Source organism: Actinomadura sp. 1N219 (genome assembly GCF_044326405.1).
GTDB lineage: Bacteria > Actinomycetota > Actinomycetes > Streptosporangiales > Streptosporangiaceae > Spirillospora.
Map to the genome: position 1 here is coordinate 131,769 of NZ_JBIRAY010000011.1, position 25,362 is coordinate 157,130.

The window sequence follows — 25,362 nt, forward strand, 5'->3', positions numbered from 1 at the left end:
AGGGGTCATAACAACCTGAGCACACCCCCCACCACTGGTCGGCCCGTCATCGTGGTTCGTCGTTTCGGACGAGATGGTGGCGGTACGCGGTGGTGGCGGCTTGGAGACGTCCGGTGACGCCGAGTTTGGCGAGGATGTTGGAGACGTGGGTGCCCGCGGTCTTGGCCGAGATGAACAGTTCCGCGGCGATCTGGCGGTTGGTTCGTCCGGCGGCGAGCAGGTCGAGGACCTGGCGTTCGCGCGGGGTGAGGCCGAAGTCCTCCCGCCCGTGCCCGGCAGGCGCCGCGTCGGCCGGGCCTGGGGAGATGCGGGCCAGTCTCGCCAGCCGGTCGATCCGGGCGCGCAGCGGACGGGCGGACAGCCGTTCCGCCAGGGCGGCGGCGCGGCGCAGGTGTGCGGCGGCCCGGTCCCGTGCTCCGGCTTCGATGGCCGCCTCCGCCGCCCGCAGAAGGGCCAGCCCTTCGGGGTGCGGCTGGTCCAGGTCGGCCCAGGCGCGTGCGACGCGGTCCCACAGGTCGGGCCTTCGGGTCTGCGCGGTGACGGTGAGCCGGTGAGCGCTCTGGACGGGGCCGATGACCGGCGGCTGGGAGGACGCTTCGTCCAGACCGGGCACCCCGGCGCGGGCCCCGGCCTCGATCAGCGGCCAGAGGTAGCGTGAGCTCGCCCCGGTCTCCGCCGTCTCCAGCGCCTGCCCGACGAGGCTCGCGGCCTCGGGAAGGTGGTCCTGGGCGAGTTGGAGTTCCACCTCGAGGTGGACCAGCGGCAGGTAGTCCTGGGCGTGGCGGGTGCCGCGTGTGAAGATCTCCCGTGCATGGCCGGCGCAGCTTCGCGCGAGTGGGAGGTCGCCTCTGGGCAGGGCGATCGTCCCTTGGAGTACCAGCAGGTAGGCATGCAGGCTGGGGTTCGGCGCGTGGTCGAGCGCGTGGTCGATCGTCTCGTTCGCCTCGTCCCAGTGGCCCAGCGCGATGAGCGCCTCGGCGAGGTTGCCGGCGTGCGCGGGGCCGGAGGTGCGGGCCAGCCCGGCCTCGACCGCGGCGCGCAGCCCTTGCCGGGCGGCGGTGGCGGCCTGCCCGTACCGGCCGAATCCTTGGAGCAGGTCCGCCTCGCAGCGGAGGGCGTGCATGAGGGCGTCGTGGTCGCCGACATCGCCGGCCTCGGTCCGTGCGGCGGCGATGCGGGACAGTTGCCCGTCGATGTCGCCCGCCCGGCCCTGGGCGTAGGCGAGATTGACCGCGGCCGTGAGCTGCGGGCCGCGCTCGGCGCCCTGCTGCGCCGCCGCGAACGCCTCCCGCGCGACCTCGCGGGCCTCCTCGTCGCGCGGGATGGCCAGGAGGCGGCCGGTCAGCGTGTTGAGGACGGACGCGCGGGCGCCGTCACCGGACGGCATGAGCGTCGCCGCCTCCCGCAGGTCCGCCAGATCGCCCGGCCGGCCGAGAACGAACCGCAGTTCCCCGCGGCAGGAGAGCAGCCGGCCCGCGCGAGCGGCCTCCTGGTTCTCCGCGCGGGCGGCGCCCTGGTTTTCCGCGCGGGCGGCGCCCTGGTTCCCCGCGAGGGCGGCGCCCCGGTTCTCTGCGAGGGCGGCGTCGATCAGGTCCATGGCCTGGGTCGCCTCGCCGGCCGACATGGCCGCACGGATCGCCTCGTCGACCGCCTGGGCGCGGGGCGTCGCGATCAGGTGTTCGGCGTCCTGGACCTGCTCCCACAGCTCAAGGACCCGGCGGAGCATGTGCAGCTGCTCGGCGTAGGCCAGTGCGGCCCGGGCTTGGGCGGCGGCGCGCCACGAGGCCGCAAGCGCCCGGGCCGGACGGCGTCTGGACGCGTACCAGTGGTGCGCCGCCTCGACCTCCGCGCGGCCGTCCTGGACGAGAACGGGATCGTTCTCGATCACCTCGGCGTACCGCAGGTGCAGCAGGGTCCGGTCTCCGGGCAGCGTGTCCTCGTACACGACCTCCTGAACGAGCGCGTGCTGGAACGTGTACGCGTTCTCCACGGTCAGTACGAGGTTGGAACGCACCGCTGGACGCAACGCGTCCGTCAGCCCCGCGTCGCCCAGGCCGGTGACCGCGCACAGCAGCGTGTGGTCGACGCGAACGCCCCCGGCGGCCGCGGCGCGCACGACGCGCCTGGTCCGGTCAGGCAGCCGTTCGAGCGGTGCGACCAGCAGGTCGCGGATGGTGTCGGGCACCGGAGCGTCCGCCCCGGCCGACAGGACCTCCACGAACAGCGGGTTCCCGGCGCTGCGCCGGATCACCTTCTCGGCGAGCGGCGCGTCCGGCCGGCGGCCGAGGAGACCGTGCAGCAGGGCGACGACGTCGTTCCTGGCCAGCCGGTCCAGTTCGAACCGCGTCACCCATGCCAGCCGGTCCAGCTCGGACAGGAGCCCGCGCAGCGGGTGGGCCCGGTGGAGCTGGTCGGTGCGGTGGACGACGATGACCAGCAGGCCCGGAACGGTGTACTGGTTGCGGACGAGGAAGCCGAGCAGTTCGCGGCTCGATCCGTCCGCCCAGTGCGCGTCCTCGACGACCAGCACGACGGGCCGCCGCTCGGCCAGGGCGGCGAAGAGCGTCAGGAACTCCTCGAAGAGCCGCGCCCGCGCCATGCCGGGGTGGTCGTCGGCGGCGGGACCGAGGGCCGGGAGCAGCCGTCCGAGCTCCCGCACCTCGCCATGGGGCAGCAGGCCGGAGACCCCGGCCGCGCCGAGCCTCCGCACCAGGCCGCGCAGCACGGCCGTGAACGGCGCGAACGCGAGTCCGCTCGCGCCGAGTTCCACGCATCCTCCATGGAGGACGAGCGCCCGGCCGGAAAGCCCCGCGGTGAACTCGGCCACCAGCCGGGACTTGCCCGCACCCGCCTCACCGCCGATGAGCAGCGCGGCAGGCGAGCCCTTCTCGCCTTGGGCGAAGGCGTCCGCGAGCACCGCGAGCTCCTGGTCTCGGCCAACGAACACGGAGGTTGCCGGGCGCGCGTTCACGTCCCCAGACTCCCAGATGGGGATTCCGAACCGAAAAACTCAGGCATACCGGATAGGGCGACTGCCCGATCCGCGCATACCGGCCGCTGCAGGACACTGCTCCGGTGACCGATCTGGACGTGGCGGCGGAACGGCGCGAGGCGATGCCGAACCGCCAGATGATCTGCTTGCTGACGGCGTCGCTCGGCGCGCTGACCGGCTTTTATCTGCTGGTCCCCGTCGTCCCGCTGTACGCGGCGACGGGCGGGGCGGGCGATACCGGCGCGGGCCTGGCGACCGGCGTGATGATGGCGGCCACCGTGCTGATGGAACTCGCCGTACCGGCCGTCCTGGGGCGATGCGGCTATCGCCTCAGCATCGCCGCCGGCCTGCTCCTGCTGGGCGCGCCGTCCGCCGTGCTGGCGGTGTCGCCCGCGCTGCCGCTCGTCCTGGCGGCCTGCGCGGTGCGCGGGGCGGGGCTGGGGATCATCGTGGTGGCCGGTCCCGCGCTGGTCGCCGAACTGGTGCCGAGCAGGCGCCGGGGTGAGGCGCTGGGCGTGTACGGCGTCGCGGTCGGGGTTCCCGCCGTCGCGGCCCTGCCGCTGGGCCTGTGGCTGAGCGAGCAGCTCGGGTACGGGTTCGTGTTCACCGCCGGAGCGGTCGTCTCGCTGGGCACGCTCGCCACCGTGATCGGCCTGCCCTCGGCGCGGGGCCGGGTCGAACAGCACAGGGGCGTCCTGGGCGGGCTTCGCGACGGCGGGCTCGCCCGGCCCACGATGATCTTTGCCGCCGTCACGCTGGCGGCGGGAATCCTGCTGACCTTCCTGCCCCTCGCCGTACCCGCCGCGTCACGCGGGACGGCCTCGCTGGCCCTGCTGGCCCAGGCTTCGACCATGCCGCTCGCCCGCTGGCTCGCGGGCCGCTACGGAGACCGCCGCGACCCCGGACGCCTGCTCCTCCCCGCGGTGCTGGCGGCCGCCGCCGGCACCGCCGGGCTCGCCTGGCCGCACGACCCGTGGATCACGATCGCCGCCGCGGCGCTCTTCGGAGCGGGGTTCGGAGCCGCCCAGAACGTCACGTTGACGCTGATGTTCCAGCGCACGTCCAGGTCACGGTTCGGCCAGGTCAGCGCGCTGTGGAACCTCGCCTATGACGGCGGTATGGGCGTCGGCGCCGTCGGGTTCGGGCTGGTGGCCGGGCTGGCCGGATACCCGGCCGGCTTCCTGCTGACCGCCGCCGTGCTGCTCGCCGCGCTCGTCCCAACCTGGACCGACCGAAGGATCACCGGAGGAGCGACCCATGAGTGACGATCTTCGACGGGCCGTGCACCGCGTCCTGCCCGGCGTCCTGTCCGATCTGAAGGACCTGATCCGCGTCCAGTCGGTGAGCGCCGACCCCGGCGCCGCACCGCAACTGCGCCGCAGCGCCGAGATGACCGCCGGCCTCTTCGCCGCCGCGGGCGCGCACCGGACCGAGATCCTGGACGACGCGGGAACGGGCCGGCCGGCGGTCCTCGCCCGCTTTCCCGCGCCCGCGGGGCGGCCGACCGTCCTGCTCTACGCGCACCACGACGTCCAGCCCGCCGGCGATCCCGGCGCGTGGACGACCCCGCCGTTCGAACCCGAGATCACCGGCGGGCGCCTGTACGGCCGCGGGTCCGCCGACGACAAGGCCGGGATCGCCGCGCACCTGGCGGCCGTCCGGGCGTTCGGCGGCCGTCCACCTGTCGGGGTCACGATCCTCGTCGAGGGCGAGGAGGAGATCGGCTCCCCGACGCTGGGCGGCTTCCTCGCCCGCCACCGCGACAGCCTCGCCGCGGACGCCATCGTGCTGGCCGACTCCGAGAACTTCGCCGTCGGCGTACCGGCGTTCACCACCACGCTGCGCGGTCTGGCCGCATGCGTCGTCGAGGTGCGGACCCTCGAAACGGGCGTGCACTCCGGAACCTACGGCGGCGCCGCGCCCGACGCGCTGACCGCACTGTGCCGCCTGCTCGCCACCCTCCACGACGACAACGGCGACGTCGCGGTGGAGGGACTCGTCACCGCCCCGCGTCCAACGGTCGAATACCCCGAGGAACGGTTCCGCGCCGAAGCCTCCGTCCTCGACGGCGTGCCCCTCGTGGGCACCGGCGGCGTCGCCGACCGGATCTGGGCCAAGCCCGCGGCGACCGTGCTGGCGATCGACGCACCCGCGGTCGCCGGCGCCCCCAACGCCCTAGTCCCGGCGGCCCGCGCCAAGGTGAGCCTGCGGCTCGCGCCCGGCGACGACGCACCGCGGGCGCGGGCGGCGCTGGCCCGCCACCTCCTAGACCACGCCCCCTGGGGCGTACGGGTCCAGGTCACCGAGTCCGACCTCGCCCAGCCACACGCCATCGACCCGCACGGCCCCGTCTACGACGCCGCGCGCCGCGCCTACCGGCTCGCCTACGGCCGCGACGTCATCGACATCGGGGGCGGCGGCGCCATCCCATTCGTCGCCGAATTCGCCGAAACATTCCCCGAATCGACCATCCTGGTGACCAGCCCGGGAGGCGACCCCGCCTGCCGGGCCCACAGCACCGACGAGAGCCTGCACCTGGCCGACTTCGAGCACGCCTGCCTAGCCGAAGCACTCCTGCTCAACGAACTCGCCGCCCTACCGGACAGCGGCCCTCAAACCGCAGGCCCAGAATCCGAGCCCCCGCCTGCAAACTCCGCCTGACCACCACATTCTCGCCAGCCCCGAGAACTGCTTCACACCCGATGCCTCCACAGACCCCACTCTGCAACACAACCGCGCCTCACCTAGCACGCACCGATAACGCACCAGCGGCGGTGCGGTGTGGGTTTATCGGGCATGTCACTCGGACACAGAAAGCCAGGGAAGAGTCGGCTGGCACGGTCTTCGAATGGATCGAATGCTGGAACAATCCCCATGGACGCCATTCCAGTATCGGAATGCACAGCCCCGTCACGTTCGAAGGGCTCACCCTGCCCTAAGACATCCACGAGTGACCTCACCGCCGGTGTCCGCGCAGCGGGGAATCTCACTATCTGGCTGCCCCTTCGTTCATCAACCAAGCGACCCGTGGGGGCGGCCCCTCTGGTTCTTCGCTGGGCTCGGACATGACCAGGTTCGACCGTCACCTCACGTAAGGTCATTGCCGGACGCGGTATCTGCCTACTGACAGCCAGCGGTTCGCTCGCCCGTGACCCGGCCCTCTCGACTGCTTAGAGAATGCCTCGTTTGACGTCTTCATAGACTCTCGACCACCAAGAGCCACGCTGACGATAAGCTTCGCTGTCAGCCTTTTTTACGCTCTTGGCCAACTTCTTGCCGTACGAGGTCCTGCTCTTCTCGTAGTCTTCGTCCTCAGCTTCGTCTTCTTCCGGGAATGCTTCGAGGAAGGTCTGCCACGCCGCCAACGCGTCGAGAAATGCCAGCAGCGAGGTATTGACGATTCGAATGTCCTCCTCGAGGCAATGCACGACCGTGCCTGCGGCATCCACGCAGTACAGACCCGGAACACCGGTTTCATTCTGCCCGAGCACGAAGGCCCGTCTTCCGTCGGGCAAGGCGACCGGCTCCAACGGACGGTGATTCTCGCACGGATAGAACATGCCCTCGATCTCCCGGGGGAGCCCGAATTCCCTGAGGGCGAGAGCCGCGTCGGCCGGCACGCCCGCGGATTCGATCGCCGCTGGCGAAAGGTCCATCTTTCCGACCCCTTGCCATGATTCCATTGAGAGCCATTTCGGCGCGTACGGCATGGTGACTTCTCCCGGCATCAGATGACTTCGGGAATGCTATCAGCCACATTTCCCCCCATCAACTCATCACCCGAAATCTCCTCGGCGGATGCCTGCGATCGCCTTTTTAAGAGCGTTCATGCCGGCCCGCCGGCCATAGTAGCCCGCAAGGCCACGACCGTGGGTGTAGTTGAAGCTCCACCACACGCTCGCCTCCCTGAACGTGGTGGCGAGCCACACGTCGCATCCCGCATAGTCACAGGGAGCGAGTTCGGTGTAGATGTGGTCGACGTCGTCAACGGTCGCCCCCATTTTCTGAGCCTTGTCCCAAGCTCGTTTCTCCGCGTGCCGACCCCAGCTGCGCGCGACAGCGGTGCGCGTGGCGCCACTCCCGTCACTGAATACGATCGCCGCTACGTTTCGCCCGCCCGTGAGCCAATTGTTCGCTTTCCTGGCGTCGATGGCGAGCCGGCTGATACCGGTTCCATATTTGATCTTCCCGCCGCAGTTGTGTACGAGTACCGGGGTGCCGTCCACCAGCACGTAGAAGGAATGCGTTCCGGCGACGAGGAGGTTATGGACCCGCTGGTCTCGGACGATCTTCCGCGCGATGGCCTTGATCTGGACCCAGGTGCCGGCGCTGGTGCGCAGCCACATTCCGGCTTTGAGATCGTCGGCGTCGGTCCAGCGGCCGTAGTCGGGAAGCCAGAAGGGATGGTTGTCGGTCGCGGTGATTTCGGCGGTCTGGGAGCCGTGGTTTCCGTCGACGTCGATGGTGATCGTGACGAGGGTCTTCTTGCCCTTCTCTGTCAAGGGCTCGACCACTGTGCGGGGGCGAGTGTCACCGGTTTCGGGGTCGGTGGCGATGACCTGGTCACCGGCTTGGATCTGTTCGATGTTCTGCTGCGACCCGTCGGCCATCAGAACGCTGGTTCCTGCCAGGAAGCTGCACTTGGGGGCTTGGGCGGCAGGGGCCGGTCCGGACCTGGGGCGTGCCGCTTTGGCGCCGGAACCGGCCTTGGAGGGGAGGGAGTCGGCGGCAGAGGACGCGGCCTTGGCGGCCGCGGCCGCGTCGCCGCCGAGCCGGCTGACGGCGGTGGCCGCTTCGTCCCCACCCCGCGACAGGAGGTGACGAATGAGGCGCGCGCCGCCGCGGATCGCGAACTTCCCTCCCATTTTGTAGGCACCGGCGCCCTCGAGGAATACTGAGGCGATCTCGGTGCCCCAGAAGCCGACCTTGAATGCGCCGGAGCCGGAGTCGACGCCGAACTGCTCCAGGCTGTCCCGGTAGCCGCCGGAGATGCCGGGGCCGATCCCCGCCCAGCCGGCCATCTCGATCGTCCCGGTGAGTGGGTTGGTGAGTGCGACGGTGCCGATCGCGGAGGTGGCGGCGCCGGCGAGGCCGTTGCCGAGGTCTTTCCAGCCGAAGTGGCCGTCGAGTTCGATGTTGCTGATGGGGTTGCCGCCGGCGAAGGCGTAGCGGTTCATGGTGAACGGGTCGGTGGCCAGGCCCATGTCGTCCAGGGCGCCGCCGTACATGTCGCGGGTGAGGAACCGGTTCAAGCCGGGGTCGTAGTTGCGGAACCCCATGTCGTAGGTGCCTGAGCCCTGGTCCCAGCGGTGGGCGTTGAACCGGTAGGAGTTGTAAGGCTCGGCGTCGGGCTGTTGGGGATCAGGTTTGTCCGCACCGGTGAAGAATGGAGAGTCGTTGTCGCCGTAGGCGGTGTAGCCGTAAGTGGCGCGGGTGTCGCCGTTCTCCCTGGTGATCGCCTCGACGTCGCCGCGCGGGTGGTAGGTGTACTGGGAGATCTCCTGGCGGGAGTCGGTGTGTTTGAGCTGGGTGAGCTTGCTGCCCCAGGCGGAGTACTCGTAGGACTTGGTGACCTTGCCCGCGACTTCTTCGGTGAGGACGTCGGGGCCGGTGGCCAGGTAGGTGAAGTCGGTGCGTTCGGTGCCCTCGGTGGTGGAGGTGGTCCGGTCGAAGGGGTCGTAGGTGTAGGTGGTCGTCTTTGCCGTGCTGCCGGTGCCGGTGGTGTGTGAGGCGATGCGGTCGAAGCCGTCGTAGCGGTACTTCCCGGTGACCTGTCCGCCGGTGGAGGTGGTGTCGAGACGCCCGAGCGGGTCGTAGTTGTAGGTGGACGTGATGCCGTTGGCCGAGGAGGTCAGCAGCCGGTTGCGGTCGTAGTTGTGCGTGGTGGTGGTTCCGGCGACGGTCTGGGTGACGACGTTGTTGTTGCCGTCGTAGGCGTAGGCCTCGGTGCCGGCGGAGTGTCCGGTCTTGGCGACCTGGGCGATCCGGTCCTGCGGGTCGTAGGTGAAGGCGTAGGTGGTGTCCAGCAGGGAGCCGGGGTTGTCGGCGTTCATCAGCCGGGCGACGTCGTTGGCGATGTGCCCGTTGGGGGTGTATTCGAGGGTGTGTTCGGCGACCACGCCGCCGCCGGTCTTCTTCTCGACTTGGTGACCGATGAGCCCGTCGAGGGTGTAGGTGAAGGCGACCGTGTTGCCGTTCGGCTTGGTCTGGGCGGCCAGTTGCTGCCGCGGGGTGTAGGTGAAGGTCGAAACCCGCGGGTCCGCGGCGGTCGCGGAGGGGGCGTTGGTGATCTTCTCGATCAGGTCGAGGGTGTTGTAGTCGAACTTCGACCAGGTGTCGTCGTGGGTCCGGGTGAGGGGGTTGCCGTTGGGGTCGTAGGTGTAGGCGGTGGAGTTGACGACGCCGGTCCCGGTCTTCTCCTCCACCTTGGCGACACGGTTCACCTCGTCGTAGGTGGTGGCGTAAGTGTCGATCTTCGCGGCGGGTGAGTTGTCGCCGACCTCGGTCAGGTTGCCGTTGGGGTCGTAGCGGTAGGTGAAGGCTTTGTTCTCGGTGTCGGCTTCACCGGTGTTGTCGCGGACGAGTTTCACCGCGTCGGCGATCACGGTCGTGCCCGCGGTGGCCCTGTCCGACAGGGTGATCTTGTGCGGGCCGTTCTCGGTGAAGTCGTAGGAGCCGAGGCTCTGCCATTCGCCCGCGCCGGCGGTCTGATCCACGGTCTTGGTGGTGTCGCCGGCGGTGTGGGTGACGGTCATCTGGGCGTTGGGGGCCGCGCCCGTCGTGCTGGGATGGCGGGCGAAGACCTCGTATGTGCCGTCCTGGGGAATGGAGAGCTGCCACACGAACAGGCCAGTGCCGTCACCGGCAGGGCGGGTGTGGACCGAGTAGCCGTACTGCTGCTGCGCGGTCGCCGACGTCCAGCCTCCGCTCGGGGCTTCGGCGGTGTTGTTGTAGTCGGAGTCGTCGACCAGCACGACCTGCTGCCCGACGGGGGTTCCGGTGTCGGTGCGGGCCTTGAGATTGCCGGAGGGGTAGAACTCCCAGCCCAGCGTCCGCGATGACGACCCTCCGGCGGAGGTGAGGGTGCTGGAGATCTGCTGGCCGAGCAGGTTGTAGTCGTACTTGGTCGCGATGTCCCAGGGGTCGGTGCTGGTGCGCGTCCAGCCGTTGTCGAAGTAGGTGTAGGTCGTGTCGTTGCGGACGCTCTGGCCCGCCGACGGGGGTGCCGAGACCTTGGTCATCCGGCCGACCGGGTCGTACTCGACCAGAGTGCGGTCGGGCGTGTTGTAGCGAGGGTCGGCCGGGTCGTAGGCGGTCAGTTGCTCCTTGACCCGGTTCAACTCGTCATAGACGGTCTCGTAGGTGAAGTCACCGGCCGCGGCCGTCGCCACTCCGCGAGGAGTGACCGTCTTGGTCTGGTTGCCGACCTGGTCGTATTCGTACCGGGTGGTGTTGTAGACGATCCCGCCGTCGTCCTCGTGCGGCACTTTCACTTCGTAGGGCTTGCCGCGGGCGTCGAAGGAGACGATGGTCTTGTTGTTCTCCTGGTCGATCGTTTCGATCGGCAGGCCGTCGCGGTCGTAATTCGTCGACGTCGATTTCCCGATGGCATCGGTGGTCGACTTGGTCCGGTGGTTCAGGTCGAAGGTGTACTTGGTGGTGAAGTCGCCGGTGTCGGTGGTGGCGTTCTTCCGCGGGTCGACGACCTTGACCAGGTTCCCTACGTTGTCGTAGGTGTTGGTGATCTTCTCGCCCTTGACGTTGACGACCTCGGCGAGCCGATTGAGCTCGTCATAGACACTGGTCACCGTGAAATCGTTCTCGGCGGCCGTCAGATTGCCCTTGGGGTCGGTCTGGGATGTGAGGTTGCCGACCTTGTCGTAGGTGAAAGTCGTCTTGCGCTCAGGGTCGCCGGATTCATCGCGGGGCGCGTAAGAGGCGGCTAGCTGGTCCGCATCGTCGTAGTTGGCTGTGGCGACCGTGCCATTGGGGGCGTAGACCTTAACGGCGTTGTCGTTGGCGTCGTATTCCGGGGCGGGGGTCGTGATAACGTCGCCCGCCGCCTGTTCCTTGGGGGTGGTGCTTTCGAGTGGACGGCCGTAGGTGTCGTAGGTCTGGGTGGAGTGGTGGTTGAGAGCGTCGGTGACCTTGGTGACCTGGCCGCGTTCGTCGTAGAGGAACTTGGTCTGCTTTTGTAGCGGGTCGGTGATGGTGCGCGGGTAGCCGTTGGGGTCGAAGTCGGTGTTAGTGGTGGTGTGGCCGTTGGCGTCTTTGGCGGTTTGGAGTTGGCCCCAGGTGTCGTAGGTGTAGGTGGTGGTGTAGTCGCCGCCGGTTCCCGTGGCGTTGCCGAGTGGGTCGGTGACCGTGGACAGGTCGCCCTCGGGTGTGTATCCGAAGGTGGAGGTGCGGCCTTCAGAGCTACGCTTGGAGATCAGGTCGGCGATGTGGCCGTTGAGGCCGGTCTGGTAGGTGAGGGTGGTGCCTGACCAGCCGTTCTTGACCGCTTCGGCGTCCTTGATTTCGGTGGGATAGCCGGTGTTGGGGTCGTAGGCCCAGGTCGATACCGCTGGGGTGGCTCCGGTGGTGGCGGGGGGTTCTTCGAGGCGGGTGACGTTGTTGTCGTCGTCCCAGCCGAGTTTGGTGGTCTGGTTCTTGGCGTTGGTGGTTTGGATGGGGCGGCCTTTGCCGTCCATCAGGTAGGTGGTGGCGTGGTTTTCGGCGTCGGTGACGGCGGTGCGGATCTGTTGGCCGGTGGTGCCGTCGGGGTCGGTGTAGGCGTAGGTGGTGGGGTGTCCGAGGCGGTCGGTGATGGTCTTGAGCGACCATTTGAATTTGGGGTCGTCTTCGGGGGTGTCGTAGTAGGCCAGGTCGGTGGCGTGGCCGCGGGGGTCGGTGACCTTGACGAGTTTGACGTTCTTGTTGCCCTGGGTGGCGTCGTAGCGGAACCCGAACACCTTGGGCTGGGACGAGGCGGCGCCGTCGATGAGTTCTCCGAGCAGGCCTTTGTCGGTGTAGGTGAGGGTGAGGGTGCGGCCGGAGATGTCTTTGATCGATTTGACGTGGTCGATGATGTGGGGATTGGTCAGGCCAGTGCCGGTCTTCTTCTCCCAGGTGGTGTCATCGATGTAGGAGTAGTCCTGGCCTTTGGCCCAGTAGTCGATGGTGAGGGTCTGCCGACCGGCCGGGTCGGTGATGTAGCGCAGGAACTTGGTCGGCTTGTTCTGGGATTTGCGGACTTCGTAGGTGAAGTCCATCCGGTTGCCGTTGTTGTCCTCGATGGAGGACAGGTAGCCGGTGCAGTCGAAGAAGAACTGGGTGCGGTCGGGGCGAGTCATCACCCAGGCGCGGGACAGTTCGTCCTTGGGTTTGCATTCGGCGAGGCGTTGCAGGTAGTAGTGCACGCCGGCGGGGGCGGTGTATTCGTCGTCGGCCGGATCGCTGTTGTCTTTATCGTTCAGGGTGAAGGTGTGGGTGGTGCCGTCGCCGTCGGTGAGGGAGACGGTGCGTCCGTGGGTGTTGGGGTGCGGGTCGATCGGGGAGCCGAGCCGCATCAGCGAGGACGCCTGAATGGACCAGCCGTAGCCGGCGACGCTGTCGGAGGTGTCCTTGGAGTTGTAGGCCAGGCGCAGGAAGGTCGCCAGTCCACGGGAAGGGTTGGTGAAGGCGTTGTACTGCCAGACGGCGTTGCCGGCGTGAAGGTTGTTCATCACCGCGGAGCCGGCGCCGGTGTTCTTTCCGGCGTAGGCGTAGAACTTCTCCAGGCCGACCTGGTCGGAGGTGGATTCCTCGACGGCCAGACTTTGTTTGAGCGCGCCGACCCGGTTGACCGCTGCAGCGGCGCGGGCCCCGGCCGCGGCGGGTTGTTGGGAGAGCCAGGTGCTGGTGGTCTTGTTCCACAAGTCCCATTCCAGGACGTGGTCGACGCGTTTGTTGCCTTCGGTGGACGACGCCGGAGCCTTGACCTGAGCCTGGACGGTGACGGTGTCGCCGGGCACCAGGTTCTTGGGCAACGCGGTGTGCAGCTGGGTGACGGTCACCGGGGACCCGTCGGGGCGGCTCCACCGATACGACAGCACCCAGTCGGCCAGATTCCAGGTCTCGGTGGTGGTGTTGGTGAGGGTGACCTCGATGGGCTGGGTGGAATCGGGCGCCACCGCCGCCGGCGTCGCCGGGACGTAGTAGGTGTTCTCCGGCGTGGTCTCCAGGTAGGTGACCACCAGCTGGGGGCGCAGCTGGGGTTCGCGGCCCTCGCTGGAGACGAAGATCGCACGCTCGGCCGGGGTCGTCTCGTTGGCGAGCTTGACGATCGCGCCCTTGTTGGACGCGGGATCGGCGACCCATCTCTGCGCGAGCGAGGTGGCGTTCAGTACGCGTTGTTGCGGGTCGTTGCTCCAGTTCCCGCCGGTCCCGGCGGCGGTGGCGTCCATGTCTCCGCCGGGGGTGGTCCAGGAGGTGGCGGCGTCGGCCTTGTTCCAGGTGGCGGTGGTTTCGTTGAAGGCGCGGGTCAGGCCCCGCAGTTCGTAAGTGGCCGCTCCGCCCGGGTCGACGCCCACGCTCCACAACCGCAGCTGCGCGTCCAGCACCCGGGCGGTGGAGGGGATGTCGGACAGGTCGGGGAACTTCAGCACCGCGCGTGCCCTGCCGTAGGTGCCGCTGTTGTTGCCGGCCATCAGCCACGGCTCGCCGGCCAGCACGTCCTGGTTCTCGTCCGGCCGGGAGGCGGTGAGGGTGGTGTCGGTGACGCCGGACTGGTAGATCCGGTAGGCGCGTCCGGCCTTGGGCAGCCGCGCGAGCTGGGTCGGGCCCGGGGTGATCTTCCCGTCGCGGGTCTTGACGGCGACCATGTAGTAGTAGGAGTTGCCGAACGGGTCGCTGCTGGCGGCCGGTGTCGGCTCCGCGGTGGTGTCGGTATAGGACCGGGTACCGGACGGCACCGGGGCGATGAGGGTGGCTTGGGACGGGGTGAAGGTCTGCCACACCGAGCGGTGCACCTGGTACTCGACGATGTCGTCGTCGCCGGAGGTCGACGGGTCGGTGTAGGCGGGCCAGGCCAGTTCGGCGCCGGTGGCGTGGATGGTGGTCGGCGCGGCGACCTCGACGCCCGGACGACCGTAGGTGACCGTCAGTCTGGGGTAGGTCGCGGTCTCGCCGTTGTAGAAGAACAGGCTGCCCTCGTAGCGTGGGCCGCCTTGTCCGAGGGTGTTCTCGTCGCGGGCCTTGACCACGAACCCGTGGTTGGGCTGAGAGCCGTCCAGCCAATGCTGGACGGTGTCCCGGACGGAGAACGCATGCCAGCGCGAGGCGCCATCGTTGGCCGGACGGACGGCGGTGCCTTCTTTGAACAGCCGGACCGCGTCGGCGACGACGGCCTTGCCTGCCACGTCCCCCGGGTGACCTTGCCGGTAGTGCCGGCGGTGAAGGGGCGGCTGCCCAGCGTCTTCCACACGCCCTTGGTCTCGGTGGCGTGGTACTGGCTGATCGGGTAGGTCTGGGTGCCGCCGTTGTAGGTGACGGTGTAGGGGGCGTTGGTGGCGCGGTCGGCCGCCTCGACGTAGTGGGCTTCGACGCGGTAGGTGCCGTTTTCGGTCAGCGTGGGCACCCAGGTGTACTTGTCCCCGGCGGCCGCGTCGTTGTTGTAGGGGTAGTCGTGGTTGATCGCGGCCTGGGTGGTGGTGGGGTTGCCCGAATACGGCCAGGACCCGGTCGCGGCGGTCTTGCCCGGGTCGCCGTCGTCGACCTGCTCGGTGTTACCGCTCAGCTCACCGACGATCCCGTTGGCGCTGTTCCACGTCGCGGTCGTCTCGTCCCATGCTTGGGTGGCTCGGCGCGCCTCCAGGGTGACCGGGTTGGTGCTGCTGGTGTGGTTCTGGTCGTAGTACAGCTGCAGCTGTGCCGAGTCGATCCTGGTCCCGGCTGGGATCTCGCCGAGGGGGAACTTCAGCAGCGCGCGGGACTTGCCGGAGTTGGTCGTGCCGACCGACAACCGCCAGTTGTCGTCGTAATTCTGGTCCGGGCCGTCGGAGGAGATCATGGTGTCCTGCGACTGGGTCGGGGTCGGCGCGATCTTGATGGTGGGGTCGATCACCACCGGGTACTTGCGCTTGGCGTCGTTCAACCAGGTCTTGTCGGCCTGGACGGTGATGTGCAGCAGGCCGGTTTTGGCGTCCCACCGCATCGACTGGGTGACCTTTGGGGACCACGCCGCCCCGTAGGGGGATGAGGCGTCCGGCGCCGAGTCGTACATGAACGGCTTGGGCATCACGAACACCGGACGGCCGTCGAAATCGCCCTTGTAGAACGCGATCGCCCCGTCTGGACGCTGCCAGGCCCGCACCCCGTCCGGCTTAACCGTGAAGGCATAGCTGCCGTTGCTAGGCGGCGCGGCAAGGACGATCTTCTCCTTCAGCGCGTCCTGGACGACCTCATACGACAGGTCCGCACCGCCGCCGAGCAGATCCTGGTAATTGACCGCGTTGCCATCGGCCTTCGGCTTGGCCGACTTGGCCTGGTTGGTCTGCGGGGTGCCGAGCGTCAGGCTCGCCCCGTCTGCGTCAAAAGTGACCAGCTCATCGGGGCGGGTGCCGAAGAAGCTGCTGAAGGTGTTGGTCTGGTTGCCGTAGACGAAACCCTTGCGGTCGGTGGATTTGACCCGCGGGTCGATGTCGTGCCAGTCGCCGTCCTTGCCGCGGTAGTGCCTCGGGACCGCCGACAGCTCCTTCTGCAGCCGCCCGTCCGACAACTCGAACACCTTGGCGTTCGCCGTCCGGCGGCCCGTCAGCTCCTTGACCCGCTTGGCCGGTGCCGCCTTTGCGCTGGGCGGCATCGGGTCGTTGCGTGGCACGCCCACGGCCGCCAGCTTGCGCGACTTGGGCTCGTCATCACCGAACAGACCCTTGAACCGGTCCCATGCGTTGCGCTTGCTCTCCGGTTTCCACCCGTCCCCAGGCGCGGACGCCTCAGCATTGGCCGGGCGCTGCTCGGCTCTTGCCGGCGGCGCCAACGCGAGCGCCAGAACCACAACCATGATTCCTGCCAGGAGCCTGCGAAACCTGCTCACCTTAAAGGTCCCTTCTCGCCCGGCCACCGAGCACGACGTTCGACGGCCGCAATCCGGAGAAACGCACAGCAAGGCAGATCTCCGGGCAGCACAAACACGCACACGAAGACCTTGGATTCAGACGTGACGGCACCACCGCACGGCGGTGCAGCTACAACGAGAAGACGGGCAGAATCGCCGTTTAGCAGGTAGTCAGGAACTGTCGGGGAAGCTCATCCAACCTCCAATACAGCACTGAAGGACGCGCTCCCCCGGGCACATCACAAGGTGCCACCGAAAGCGACGACTCCCGGTGAGACGACGCACGGTCGGATAATCTCTGTCAACCCCTGTCACCAGGGATGCCGACATCGGCCACTGTGATCGCGCGATCGTCTGCATAGGTAAGCGACACCCCATGGGTGAACGTCACGTCGATTCTGAGAGATTTCTTGAGAAGTGCCCTGACATGCCAAAACAGAGCGGGCTATAGCTACCCTTCGTGCCTGCGGCCTCGGCCTAGACCGCTTGGACCGGATCCCCGCATCAGAACCGGCCGGACAATCGGGCCAATCCGGCAATAGATCAAAGTCAGAGTCCCGTGTTAAAACCTGGACGTACCGGTTGCCCGGACAGGTCAACTTTTCGATTCAGGGAAAGTGGGCGCATCGAATGACCGGCCGTTGCCCAACTCAACGGGAGGACACGAACGTGAGGTCTCGCCTGCCGACCACGGTGATGACCACCGCACTCACGGCCGGCCTCCTCGACCCTGTCGATAAACACAGTCACCGCTCTGGGGCGGTGCCGCAGACGGAGCTTGGCCTCGGCTCGTCCGTTAGCGGCGGCGGTCAATCCGCCGACGAGAACCTGGTTGCCGTCGTAGCCGAAGTCGTCGGTTGGGTGGGCCGGCTGCGTGCGGGCCGTCGTCCTCCACCAGGAAAGCCCCAGGTCATCAGCGGCTCCGTCCCGGCGACGCATTCGGCACGCCGCGACATCACCGCCGACCGCGAAGGCGAAACGCCAGATACGGCGGCAGCCACCACCTCAGCGCCACCACCGCGCCACGGACCACCAACGGCACCGCTCATCGCGCTCTAACTCGCTAGCCGTCCGCCCTCCCCCGCAGCAAGGCTGCTCCGCACCATGCCCGTTGACCCTTGGACAGCAGGCCGCCACGTCCCAGCACCCACCGCGACCGGGCACGCGCGACCCCCACACCGCGCGGTGATCACGAGCCCCGTCTGCGACGAACCCGACCACTCACCCGACCGCCCAGACCTCACCTGGGCACTGAAATCAGCCCGGCAAGGAGACCAGCACGCATTCAAGCTCCTCTACGACGACCTCAACCCCCGCCTCCTGCGCTACCTGCGCACACTCGTCCGAACCGACGCTGAAGACATCGCCTCAGAAACCTGGCTCCAAATCGGACGCGACCTGCCCACCTTCCACGGCACCTGGCACAAATGGCGCTCCTGGGCCGTCACCATCGCCCGGAACCGCGCCCTCGACCACCTCCGCCACCAACAACGACAACCCCAAACCCACATCCCAATCCACGAACTCACCGAACACTCCACCCACCACGACACGGAAACCGACGTCCTCAACCGCATCGCCTGGCAATCGGCATTACTCCTCATCACCACGCTGCCCCGCAGCGAAGCCGAAGCCGTCCTCCTACGCAACGTCCTGGGCTTCAGCACGATCGAAGCCGGCCACATCCTCGGCAAAGAACCCGGCGCCATCCGCACCGCCGCCTACCGCGGACTCCGCAAACTCACCCACCACGCCCAACAAATCGGTCTCACACCGTAACCAGACAGCACCAATCAGGCCCCTACGTGACGCCTATTGCTAGATCCTGAACTTCGCCATATTCCGCGGTCCCTCCGCATCGATGCCCGCGCCAAAGACCGGATCGGCGACGCTCATGGAGGTGTCGAACGTGGCGCTGGAGGACCTGCGGGACCAGATCCGGTAGGCGTTCAAGATGGCGAGGAATAAGGACGGCGCGGCCCCGGACGACGCGACAAGGGAACATGACGTCGACCAGACCGCGGTCTCGTCGCGGTAGTTCACGTGGTCGCCGACTGGTGGGCGGGCACTGGTTCGGTGAGTGGCGCGAGGCGGAAGCGGAAGCGGCAGACCACGGCGTCGGTGTCGCGGCGGAGCGCGTGGGCGAGGACGGCGCCGCGCTGGTTCTGCAGGACGCGCTGCCAGAGGTGCTCGGGCTCCAGTTCGGGAATGACCACGAATACGTGCTGCTGGCTTGCGTCCCGGACGTACCGCACGATCGGTTCGACCAGCCGCAGCCGGTCGTCGTGCAGCAGGACGAGTTCCACGCCCGGCGACCATGCCTCCCATTCGGTCAGGAACCGCCGCTGGTCGTCGGCGTCCTCGGGGTGGACGACCCGCACGGCGACCACCCGGTCGCCGAGGCTGAGCGCGGCGGCGAGGGCCTGGCGGGTGAGGTCGCTGACCCCGCCGATCGGCACGACGACCACGGACCTGCGCGGCCGGGGCGGACGGGGCGTGCGGCCGAGTTCGAGCCGGTCTCCGATCCGCCCGTAGGCGCGGCCGATCCGTTCCATGAGGACGACCAGCGCGGGCAGCGCGACCAGGATCAGCCAGCCGCCCTCGGTGAACTTGGAGATCGTCACCACGACCGCGGCGACACCGGTGAGCAGCGCGCCGAACCCGTTGAGCAGGGCCCGGTGCCGCCAGCCGCGCGGCCGGTCCGCCAGCCAGTGCCGCACCATCCCGGTCTGCGACAGGGTGAACCCGACGAAAACCCCGATCGCGAACAGCGGGACCAGGGTGTTCATGTCGCCGCGCGCGGCCACCAGCAGCAGCGCCGAGGTGACGGCCAGGAAGCCGATCCCGTAGCGGTGGACCTGCCGTTCGGCGCGTAGCGCGAACAGGTGCGGCAGGTGGTGGTCGGCGGCCAGCAGCCGGGCCAGGACGGGCAACCCTCCGAAGGAGGTGTTCGCGGCCAGCGCGAGCAGGGCCACGGTGGCGAACTGCACCACGTAGAACCCGGCGCCGTGTCCGACGGCCCCTTCGGTGACCTGCGACAGCACTGTCACGCCCTCCACGGGGCGGATGGAGAACCGCTCGATCAGCAGCGCGATGCCGATCAGCATCACCGCCAGGAGCGCGCCCAGGGCGACCTCGGCGCGCTGCGCCCGTTTGACCCGCGGCCTGCGGAAGGACGGGACGGCGTTGGCGATGGCCTCCACCCCGGTGAGCGCGGCACAGCCGTTGGCGAACGCCTTGAGCAACAGCAGCACGCCGACCGTCTGCAGCCCGTCCGCCTGCGCGGCAGCCGCGTGCTCGGACGTGACCGGCTGTTCGCGCAGCAGTCCGATCACGATGACCAGGACGATCGCGCCGACGTAGACGACCGTGGGGGCGATGAAGATCCGCGCGCTGTAGGCGATGCCGCGGTAGTTGATGAAGGTGATCAATGCCAGCACGGCCGGGCACAACCACGGGGTGTGCGGCAGCAGCTCGGGGAAGGCCGAGGTCAGGGCGGCGACCCCGGCGGCGACGGAGACCGCCACGTTGAGCACGTAGTCGATGATCAGCGAGGCGGCGGCGACGAGTGAGGCGCGGCGGCCCAGATACCGTCCGGCGACACCGTAGGCGCCGCCGCCCTCGGGGAACGCCGCGATCACCTGGCGGTAGGACAGGGTCAGGACGGTCAGCAGCGCCGCGATCGTGAGCGTGACCGGCAGCGTGAAGCCCATGCCCGCGCCCCCGGCGAGCGCCAGCACCAGCACGATGGCCTCCGGCCCGTAGGCCACCGACGCCATCGCGTCCAGGGACAGGGCGGCCAGCCCGCCTACGACGCTCAGCCGGTGCCGTTCCCCGGCATCAGGGGGTTCCTCTGCGGCGTCCTTTGCGGGCTCATCGCCGCGGACGAGGGGGATTCTCATTCGTTCTCCTGAGGGTCAAACGGGTTCTGAGCGAGGCGCCAGGGGTCGGGGGCGCCGGGCAGGGCGCCAAGGGGCAGAGGCCCGGGCGTCAGGGGTCCGGGGGTCAGGGGGCAGAGGTCCAGGGGTCAGGGGACAGGGGGCCGGGGTCCGGGGGTCAGGGGTCGAAGCGGTAGCCCATGCCGGGTTCGGTGACCAGATGCCTTGGGCGTGCGGGGTCGTCCTCCAGCTTGCGGCGCAGCGTGGCCAGGTAGACGCGCAGGTAGTTGGTCTCGCTGACGTGCTTCGGGCCCCAGACCTCGGCGAGCAGCCGCCGGTGCGTGATCAGCTTGCCGGGGTTGCGCACCAGGACCTCCAGCAGGCCCCATTCGGTCGGGGTGAGGTGGACCCGCGTGCCGTCCGGGCCATGGACGATCTTCCCGGCCAGGTCGACGGAGTGGCGGCCGACGTCCACCGTCGGCGGCGCCTCCTCGGCGGGCGCCCAGCGGGTGATCGCGCGGATCCGGGCGAGCAGTTCGTCGATGCCGAACGGCTTGGTGACGTAGTCGTCGGCGCCGGCGTCCAGGGCGGCGACCTTGTCGCGGCTGCCGGTCCGGCCGGACAGCACGATGATCGGCACCGCAGACCAGCCGCGCAGGCCGTGGATGACGTCGATGCCGTCCAGGTCGGGCAGCCCGAGGTCGAGGATCACCACGTCCGGGCGCCACTCCGCGGCGCCGGTGAGGGCTCGGTTCCCGTTCGGCGCGACCTCGACCTCGTAGTCGCGGGCCCGCAGGTTGAGCCGGAGTGTCGCCAGCAGCTGCGGCGAGTCGTCCACCACCAGGACCCGGGTCATGGACGTCCGCCCCGCCATGCGGCCGATTCCAAGTGATCCATTGGGAGCCTCCGCATTTCGGCGGCTTATCGGGCCGCGGTTTCAGGTGCTGCGGATGCGCGCTCCTCGAACACATCCACAGCCTCACCGTAAGGTGAGAATTCAGCTGGGGTGGTGGTCGTATACGCGTTCTCTACGCCGTCACCCGAAATATTGACGCCATCCTGACGCGCCACCCGTCCGACGCCCGAGAGCGGCGCTGCTTCCGTAGATGTTCAGAAAGGCCAGAGAACGCGGGCGGATTCAATGAGCGCCCCCAGCCTCAGGTTCGGCGTGCAGGAATAGGCGGCCCCGCATTTGGGGCGGAAGCCCTCGGCTCGGCCCGGACGGCCATTGCGGCTGCCCCGCGACCGTCCCGACCCCGTGCGGCACGATGCCCGAGGCCCTTGACCGTCCCCGCGACGGAATGAAGCAGGACCATTCATCAGCACCATTTTCGGTGTTCGGCCAGCGGGCGGAAGGCTCGGCGCTCGGCGCTCGGCGGTTACGGGTCGAAGCGGTATCCCAGGCCCGGTTCGTTGATCAGGTGTCGTGGGCTGGACGGGGCCGCCTCCAGCTTGCGGCGCAGCGTCCGGAGGTAGACCCGGAGGTAGACGGTGCGATCGGCATGGTCGGCTCCCCAGATCTCGGTCAGCAGCATGCGGTGCGGGACGAGTTCGCCGGGCTTGCGGAGCAGCAGTTCGAGGATGCTCCATTCGGTCGGGGTGAGGTGCGCCTTCCGCCCGTCGTCACCGGTGACGGTCTTGCGGACGAGGTCGACGAGCCACGGCCCCAGCCGGACGGTCCGGGTCGTCGGTGCGGCGGACGTCCGGCGGCTGATGGCGCGGATCCTGGCCAGCAGTTCGTCCACGCCGTACGGCTCGGTGACATAGTCGTCGGCGCCGGCGTCGAGGGCGGCCGCCTTGTCCCGGCTGCGCGCCCAGCCGGACAGGACGATGATCGCGGCCTCGGTCCAGTCGCGCAGCCCGCGGACCGACTCGACCCCGTCGACGCCGGACGGTCCCAAGTCGAGCAGGACCACGTCGGGACGCCAGTCGGCGGGGCGGCCGGCGCCCTGCCCGGTGTCCGGTACGACGTGCACGTCGTAGTGCCCGGCGCGCAGGTCGGGACGGAGCGTCGTCAGGGTCCGCGGCGAACCGCTGACCAGCAGCACCCGCATCATCGCCCACTCCGCGCCCGGTCGCCTCCGCTCACCCGCTCGCGGCCGACCGCCGCCTAATCGCGGCGCGATGGCCGTCCGCACCGGCCGACGGGCCAGGCGAAGGGCCAGGCGAAGGGCCGGGCGAAGGGCCGTCCGACGGGCCAGACGGCGGGCCGGGCGACCGACCGGACGACGGGCTGGGCGACGGGTCGGGCGGCGGGTCGGGCGGCGGGAGGTGGGTGGTCTGTGCTGCGTTGGTGAGGAGCTTCGCCAGTTCGGGATCCGCGGGCGGAGGCGAGGAGGAGACCGGCTGTGTCAGCTCGCCGCGGTGCTCTCGCAGCCGGCGGAACAGGGCAGCCTGCTGGTTGCTGTCGGGCCGGGCATGGGTGATGGAAAGGACGTCGCCGAACCGCGGTCCTCGGCCTGGGACGTCGAATTCGGCGGCCGATTCCTCGGTGTAGAGCTTCCCGGCGGCGTCGGCGATCCCGCGCTGGATCGGTTTGGGCAGGGGGCCGTAGCGGGTCAGGCAGTAGCCGAGCATGGCCCCGGGTTCGTCGGCGCGGTTCAGGACGAGGGCGATGAGCCGGCGGTTGACGCCGGTGCCCGTCCCTCCCTCCCGCAGGAGTGCCCGCACGACCTCGGCCGCCGCGACGATCGCGGCGGGCGCCAGCGCCTGGTGAGCACGCATCCAGGTGATGCAGCGCAGGATCCAGGGGCCGTCGGTGACGGCCAGCCGGGCCACCAGGTCGGCGAACCGGTCGTCCTCTGGCGCGTACCAGTCGATGCCGCGTTCGACGCCGTCGGCGAGCAGGCGCAGAAGGGTGGCTCTGGTGTCCCGGTCGTCCGGTGCCGTACTCATCCCTCTCCCCCGATGGACTGCACCAGCACCATCGTCAGCATCGCGACCAGTGACAGGAACGCGAAGATCCTGAGTGCGGTGACCGTGAGGGCGGCGACGCGGTCGGGAGGCTCTTGCGGGTTCCGCCGCGCGTCCCGGAGAAGGGCGGGGCGGGTCTCGTTCGTGCGCATGGCGCCATCGTCGCGCCGGAGGCCGCTTCACTGGAACGCCTTATACGCCATCCATACGCGGCACCGGCGAATTTCAACGCGTTCTTAACACCAACCCATCCACACAAGGGCGCCAATGGCCGTGACGGTTTCTTAGCGCGTTAATGTCTCGTCAATTCTCTTGCGCCGTCCGGTCCGGCGCCGCAGAGTGGTCGGTGGCAAGCTGCATTCAAAACAAGGGGGCGGTGACGGTGTCTCATTTCTCGTCACCGCTTGCCCGCTGCCACCGAAATCCCGTCCCCTAGGCCGGTATCCCCCTGCCGTGGCCTGGGACGGCGGCTCCTCCCGGTGCGAGCCCGGCGATTGACGCCGATGGGGCGGTCACGAGTTGGTCGTGGCCATTTCTCGGGAGGACCTCCACTTGCCACGGCAACACACAGCGCGCTTCGGCCGCAGAAGGAAGTGTTGACCATGAGCAAGCCCCGTCAGGGGGTCGCCCTGCCGGCTCTGACCGAGTCGGGCAGGGACGACAAAGCGGAACTGTTCCTGCTGGCCGTCCACGGGCTGACCGCGCGCGACCAGTTCCCCGAGACCGCCGGCGACGGGTTCGCCGAGCGCGCCGCGCGGGTGGCGCTGGACGACGACGGCTGGCTCTGCGGCCTCATCGACTGGACGGCGGAACGGGACGACGGCCTGCGATCGGTCGCCCTCGTCGCCGCCGTCGAGCTGGTGCGGGCGCGGCTCGCCGCGGGGCTGTTCACCTCGGGCGGCAACCGGCAGGTGATCAGCGGCGTGCTGCGGCGGGCGGACGAGCCCGGCCGCATGCTCGGGTACTGGTTCCGCCGCTACGGCCGGTCCGTCCCCAAGCCGGTCAAGCGCGGGATCGCCGACGCCGTCCGCGACCTGTACGACGAGCGCGCGATGATCGTCCACGACGGGGGCGCGGTGATCGCGCACGACGGGCGGGGTGGCGGGGTTCGCTTCGCCGACGTCCTGAAGATGACGCACCCTGCCCCGGCCAACGCGGCTCAGGCGGATCTGTTCCGGCACATCCTGCTCTCCCGCCGCCGGTCGGCGGTCGACGTCCCGGCGTCGCTGCCGACGCTCGGCGCGCAGGCCGCTCTGTACCGGCTGCCGCAGGAGGAGCGGGCGCGGGTCCTGCGCGGGCCCGGCGCGCTGGACGTGCTGGAGCGCGCCGCGATGACCTGGGACAGGATCGCCGGGTGGCTGGGCCGCCCGCTGGACGCCGACGCCTGGGCCGCTGTCCTCCCCCTCATGGGCTACCGGGACCGGCTGCGCGCCCTGCGCGCCTTCGACGAGGCCGGACTGGACGACCACACGGCCGCGACGGTGGCGGCCGGGCTCGCCGACGAGGACCTGGCCGCGCGGGCCGGCGTGCTGCCGCTGGAAATCCTGGCCGCAGCGCGGGCGACCCGGTCCCGCCGCTGGGACGGGGCGCTGGAGCGGGCCGCCGGGACCGCGCTGAACCGGGTCCCCGCGCTGCCGGGCCGCACGCTGATCCTCGTCGACCGTTCGGCGTCCATGTTCACCCAGGTGACCCGGGACTCCTCGGTGACCGTCGCCGACCAGGCCGCCGCGTTCGGAGCCGCGATCGCGCTGCGGGCCGAACACGCCGACCTGGTGCAGTTCGGCACGGCGCACACCCGGGTGCCCTTCAGGCGCGGAGAAGGTCCGGCCGAGGTCGCGGCGCGGTTCCGGGAGATGGGCGACGGCAACGCCGCCGCGGTGGTCGACGCCTGCTACCGCGGGCACGACCGCGTCGCCGTCATCACCGACGAGCCCGACGGCTCCGCCTGGGACGCGGGCAGCCCCGTGGACGCGCTGCCCGCCGCCGTCCCGTCCTACATCTGGAACGTGGCGAGCACCGCCGGGCCCCCGTCGCCGGCGCCCAGGCATGTCTTCGCCGGGCTCACCGACGCCGCCTTCGAGGCGATCCCGCTGATCGAGGCCCGGTCATGGCGATGAACCACCTGCCCGCCGTGCTGATGACGTGGACGGCCGGGCTGCTGCTGGCCACCGGATGGCTCACCCTCACCGGACGGCTGCCGCCCAACCACCTCCTCGGCATCCGGACCCGCCGCACCCTGGCCGACCCGGCCGCCTGGCACGTCGCGCACCAGGCGGCGGGTCCCTGGGTCCTCGCCGCGGGGATGGCCGACCTGCTGTTCGCCGCCGCGCTGCTCACCGGGCCCCCGGCGCCGGTCACCGCCGCGCTCTGCGGGGCGGGCGTGCTGCTCACCGTGATCCTGCTGGTCGTCGCGGCGGCGAGCGGCGTCGCGGCGCTCGGACGGCGGACCGGCCACCCGGACTCCCGCCGCGATGCGCACGACCGCGGCCGCTGAACGCGGC

The 25,362-nt window shown here is 69.4% G+C and carries 15 protein-coding genes; 5 read left to right on the forward strand and 10 right to left on the reverse strand.

The window, feature by feature from the left end; genetic code table 11:
- Positions 1–46: 46 nt before the first annotated feature.
- Positions 47–2,971: an AAA family ATPase gene (locus ACH35V_RS29795; protein ID WP_395977275.1), complete on the reverse strand. Its 2,925-nt coding sequence runs from the start codon at positions 2,969–2,971 to the stop codon at positions 47–49.
- A 104-nt stretch (positions 2,972–3,075) separates the two neighbouring features.
- On the opposite strand from ACH35V_RS29795, the gene ACH35V_RS29800 reads away from it, so the two are divergent.
- Together ACH35V_RS29800 and ACH35V_RS29805 are read left to right on the forward strand one after the other, a co-directional pair.
- Entirely contained in the window at positions 3,076–4,257 is a 1,182-nt protein-coding gene (locus ACH35V_RS29800) for an MFS transporter (protein ID WP_395977277.1), read from the forward strand.
- On the forward strand, positions 4,250–5,653 hold the full coding sequence (locus tag ACH35V_RS29805; protein ID WP_395977279.1) for a dipeptidase: 1,404 nt from the start codon (positions 4,250–4,252) through the stop codon (positions 5,651–5,653). Before ACH35V_RS29800 ends, ACH35V_RS29805 begins: the two co-directional genes overlap by 8 nt.
- A gap of 509 nt (positions 5,654–6,162) precedes the next feature.
- Here the strand turns inward: ACH35V_RS29805 and ACH35V_RS29810 are convergent.
- From ACH35V_RS29810 to ACH35V_RS29820, 3 genes are all read right to left on the reverse strand, one after another.
- Positions 6,163–6,702, reverse strand: a complete 540-nt coding sequence (locus ACH35V_RS29810; protein WP_395977281.1) for an SUKH-4 family immunity protein — start codon at positions 6,700–6,702, stop codon at positions 6,163–6,165.
- 66 nt (positions 6,703–6,768) lie between these two features.
- A complete protein-coding gene (locus ACH35V_RS29815; RefSeq protein ID WP_395977697.1) occupies positions 6,769–13,836 on the reverse strand; it encodes a DNRLRE domain-containing protein in 7,068 nt (2,355 codons plus the stop codon).
- A 278-nt stretch (positions 13,837–14,114) separates the two neighbouring features.
- The gene (locus tag ACH35V_RS29820; RefSeq protein ID WP_395977283.1) at positions 14,115–16,076 is read right to left on the reverse strand and encodes a DNRLRE domain-containing protein; all 1,962 of its coding nucleotides are present in this window, start codon (positions 16,074–16,076) and stop codon (positions 14,115–14,117) included.
- A 1,179-nt stretch (positions 16,077–17,255) separates the two neighbouring features.
- On the opposite strand from ACH35V_RS29820, the gene ACH35V_RS29825 reads away from it, so the two are divergent.
- Positions 17,256–17,849: an RNA polymerase sigma factor gene (locus ACH35V_RS29825; protein ID WP_395977285.1), complete on the forward strand. Its 594-nt coding sequence runs from the start codon at positions 17,256–17,258 to the stop codon at positions 17,847–17,849.
- A gap of 39 nt (positions 17,850–17,888) precedes the next feature.
- On the opposite strand, the gene ACH35V_RS29830 is transcribed toward ACH35V_RS29825, so the two are convergent.
- The 6 genes from ACH35V_RS29830 to ACH35V_RS29855 form a co-directional block, all read right to left on the reverse strand.
- Positions 17,889–18,113, reverse strand: a complete 225-nt coding sequence (locus ACH35V_RS29830; protein ID WP_395977287.1) for a hypothetical protein — start codon at positions 18,111–18,113, stop codon at positions 17,889–17,891.
- A complete protein-coding gene (locus ACH35V_RS29835; protein WP_395977289.1) occupies positions 18,110–19,972 on the reverse strand; it encodes an APC family permease in 1,863 nt (620 codons plus the stop codon). The genes ACH35V_RS29830 and ACH35V_RS29835 overlap by 4 nt, the downstream gene beginning before the upstream one ends.
- 154 nt (positions 19,973–20,126) lie before the next feature.
- On the reverse strand, positions 20,127–20,822 hold the full coding sequence (locus tag ACH35V_RS29840) for a response regulator (RefSeq protein WP_395977291.1): 696 nt from the start codon (positions 20,820–20,822) through the stop codon (positions 20,127–20,129).
- A gap of 505 nt (positions 20,823–21,327) precedes the next feature.
- Positions 21,328–22,005 (reverse strand): winged helix-turn-helix domain-containing protein, encoded by a 678-nt coding sequence (locus ACH35V_RS29845; protein ID WP_395977293.1) that lies wholly within the window; start codon positions 22,003–22,005, stop codon positions 21,328–21,330.
- Positions 22,006–22,033: 28 nt separating this feature from the next.
- On the reverse strand, positions 22,034–22,843 hold the full coding sequence (locus ACH35V_RS29850) for a hypothetical protein (RefSeq protein ID WP_395977295.1): 810 nt from the start codon (positions 22,841–22,843) through the stop codon (positions 22,034–22,036).
- Positions 22,840–23,013: a hypothetical protein gene (locus ACH35V_RS29855; protein ID WP_395977297.1), complete on the reverse strand. Its 174-nt coding sequence runs from the start codon at positions 23,011–23,013 to the stop codon at positions 22,840–22,842. The genes ACH35V_RS29850 and ACH35V_RS29855 overlap by 4 nt, the downstream gene beginning before the upstream one ends.
- A gap of 450 nt (positions 23,014–23,463) precedes the next feature.
- Here ACH35V_RS29855 and ACH35V_RS29860 point away from each other — a divergent pair, with 450 nt between their 5' ends.
- On the forward strand, positions 23,464–24,978 hold the full coding sequence (locus tag ACH35V_RS29860) for a TROVE domain-containing protein (RefSeq protein ID WP_395977299.1): 1,515 nt from the start codon (positions 23,464–23,466) through the stop codon (positions 24,976–24,978).
- Positions 24,969–25,355: an SdpI family protein gene (locus ACH35V_RS29865; RefSeq protein WP_395977301.1), complete on the forward strand. Its 387-nt coding sequence runs from the start codon at positions 24,969–24,971 to the stop codon at positions 25,353–25,355. Before ACH35V_RS29860 ends, ACH35V_RS29865 begins: the two co-directional genes overlap by 10 nt.
- The last annotated feature ends 7 nt before the right edge of the window (positions 25,356–25,362 follow it).

Bases quoted from the DNA above. Each gene is read 5' to 3' on its own strand.
- ACH35V_RS29810 (WP_395977281.1), bottom strand. From the start codon at position 6,702: ATGCCGTACGCGCCGAAATGGCTCTCAATGGAATCATGGCAAGGGGTC.
- ACH35V_RS29845 (WP_395977293.1), bottom strand. From the start codon at position 22,005: ATGATGCGGGTGCTGCTGGTCAGCGGTTCGCCGCGGACCCTGACGACG.
- ACH35V_RS29840 (WP_395977291.1), bottom strand. From the start codon at position 20,822: ATGGCGGGGCGGACGTCCATGACCCGGGTCCTGGTGGTGGACGACTCG.
- ACH35V_RS29835 (WP_395977289.1), bottom strand. From the start codon at position 19,972: ATGAGAATCCCCCTCGTCCGCGGCGATGAGCCCGCAAAGGACGCCGCA.
- ACH35V_RS29855 (WP_395977297.1), bottom strand. From the start codon at position 23,013: ATGCGCACGAACGAGACCCGCCCCGCCCTTCTCCGGGACGCGCGGCGG.
- ACH35V_RS29860 (WP_395977299.1), top strand. From the start codon at position 23,464: ATGAGCAAGCCCCGTCAGGGGGTCGCCCTGCCGGCTCTGACCGAGTCG.
- ACH35V_RS29865 (WP_395977301.1), top strand. From the start codon at position 24,969: ATGGCGATGAACCACCTGCCCGCCGTGCTGATGACGTGGACGGCCGGG.
- ACH35V_RS29850 (WP_395977295.1), bottom strand. From the start codon at position 22,843: ATGAGTACGGCACCGGACGACCGGGACACCAGAGCCACCCTTCTGCGC.
- ACH35V_RS29805 (WP_395977279.1), top strand. From the start codon at position 4,250: ATGAGTGACGATCTTCGACGGGCCGTGCACCGCGTCCTGCCCGGCGTC.
- ACH35V_RS29815 (WP_395977697.1), bottom strand. From the start codon at position 13,836: ATGGTCGCCGTCAAGACCCGCGACGGGAAGATCACCCCGGGCCCGACC.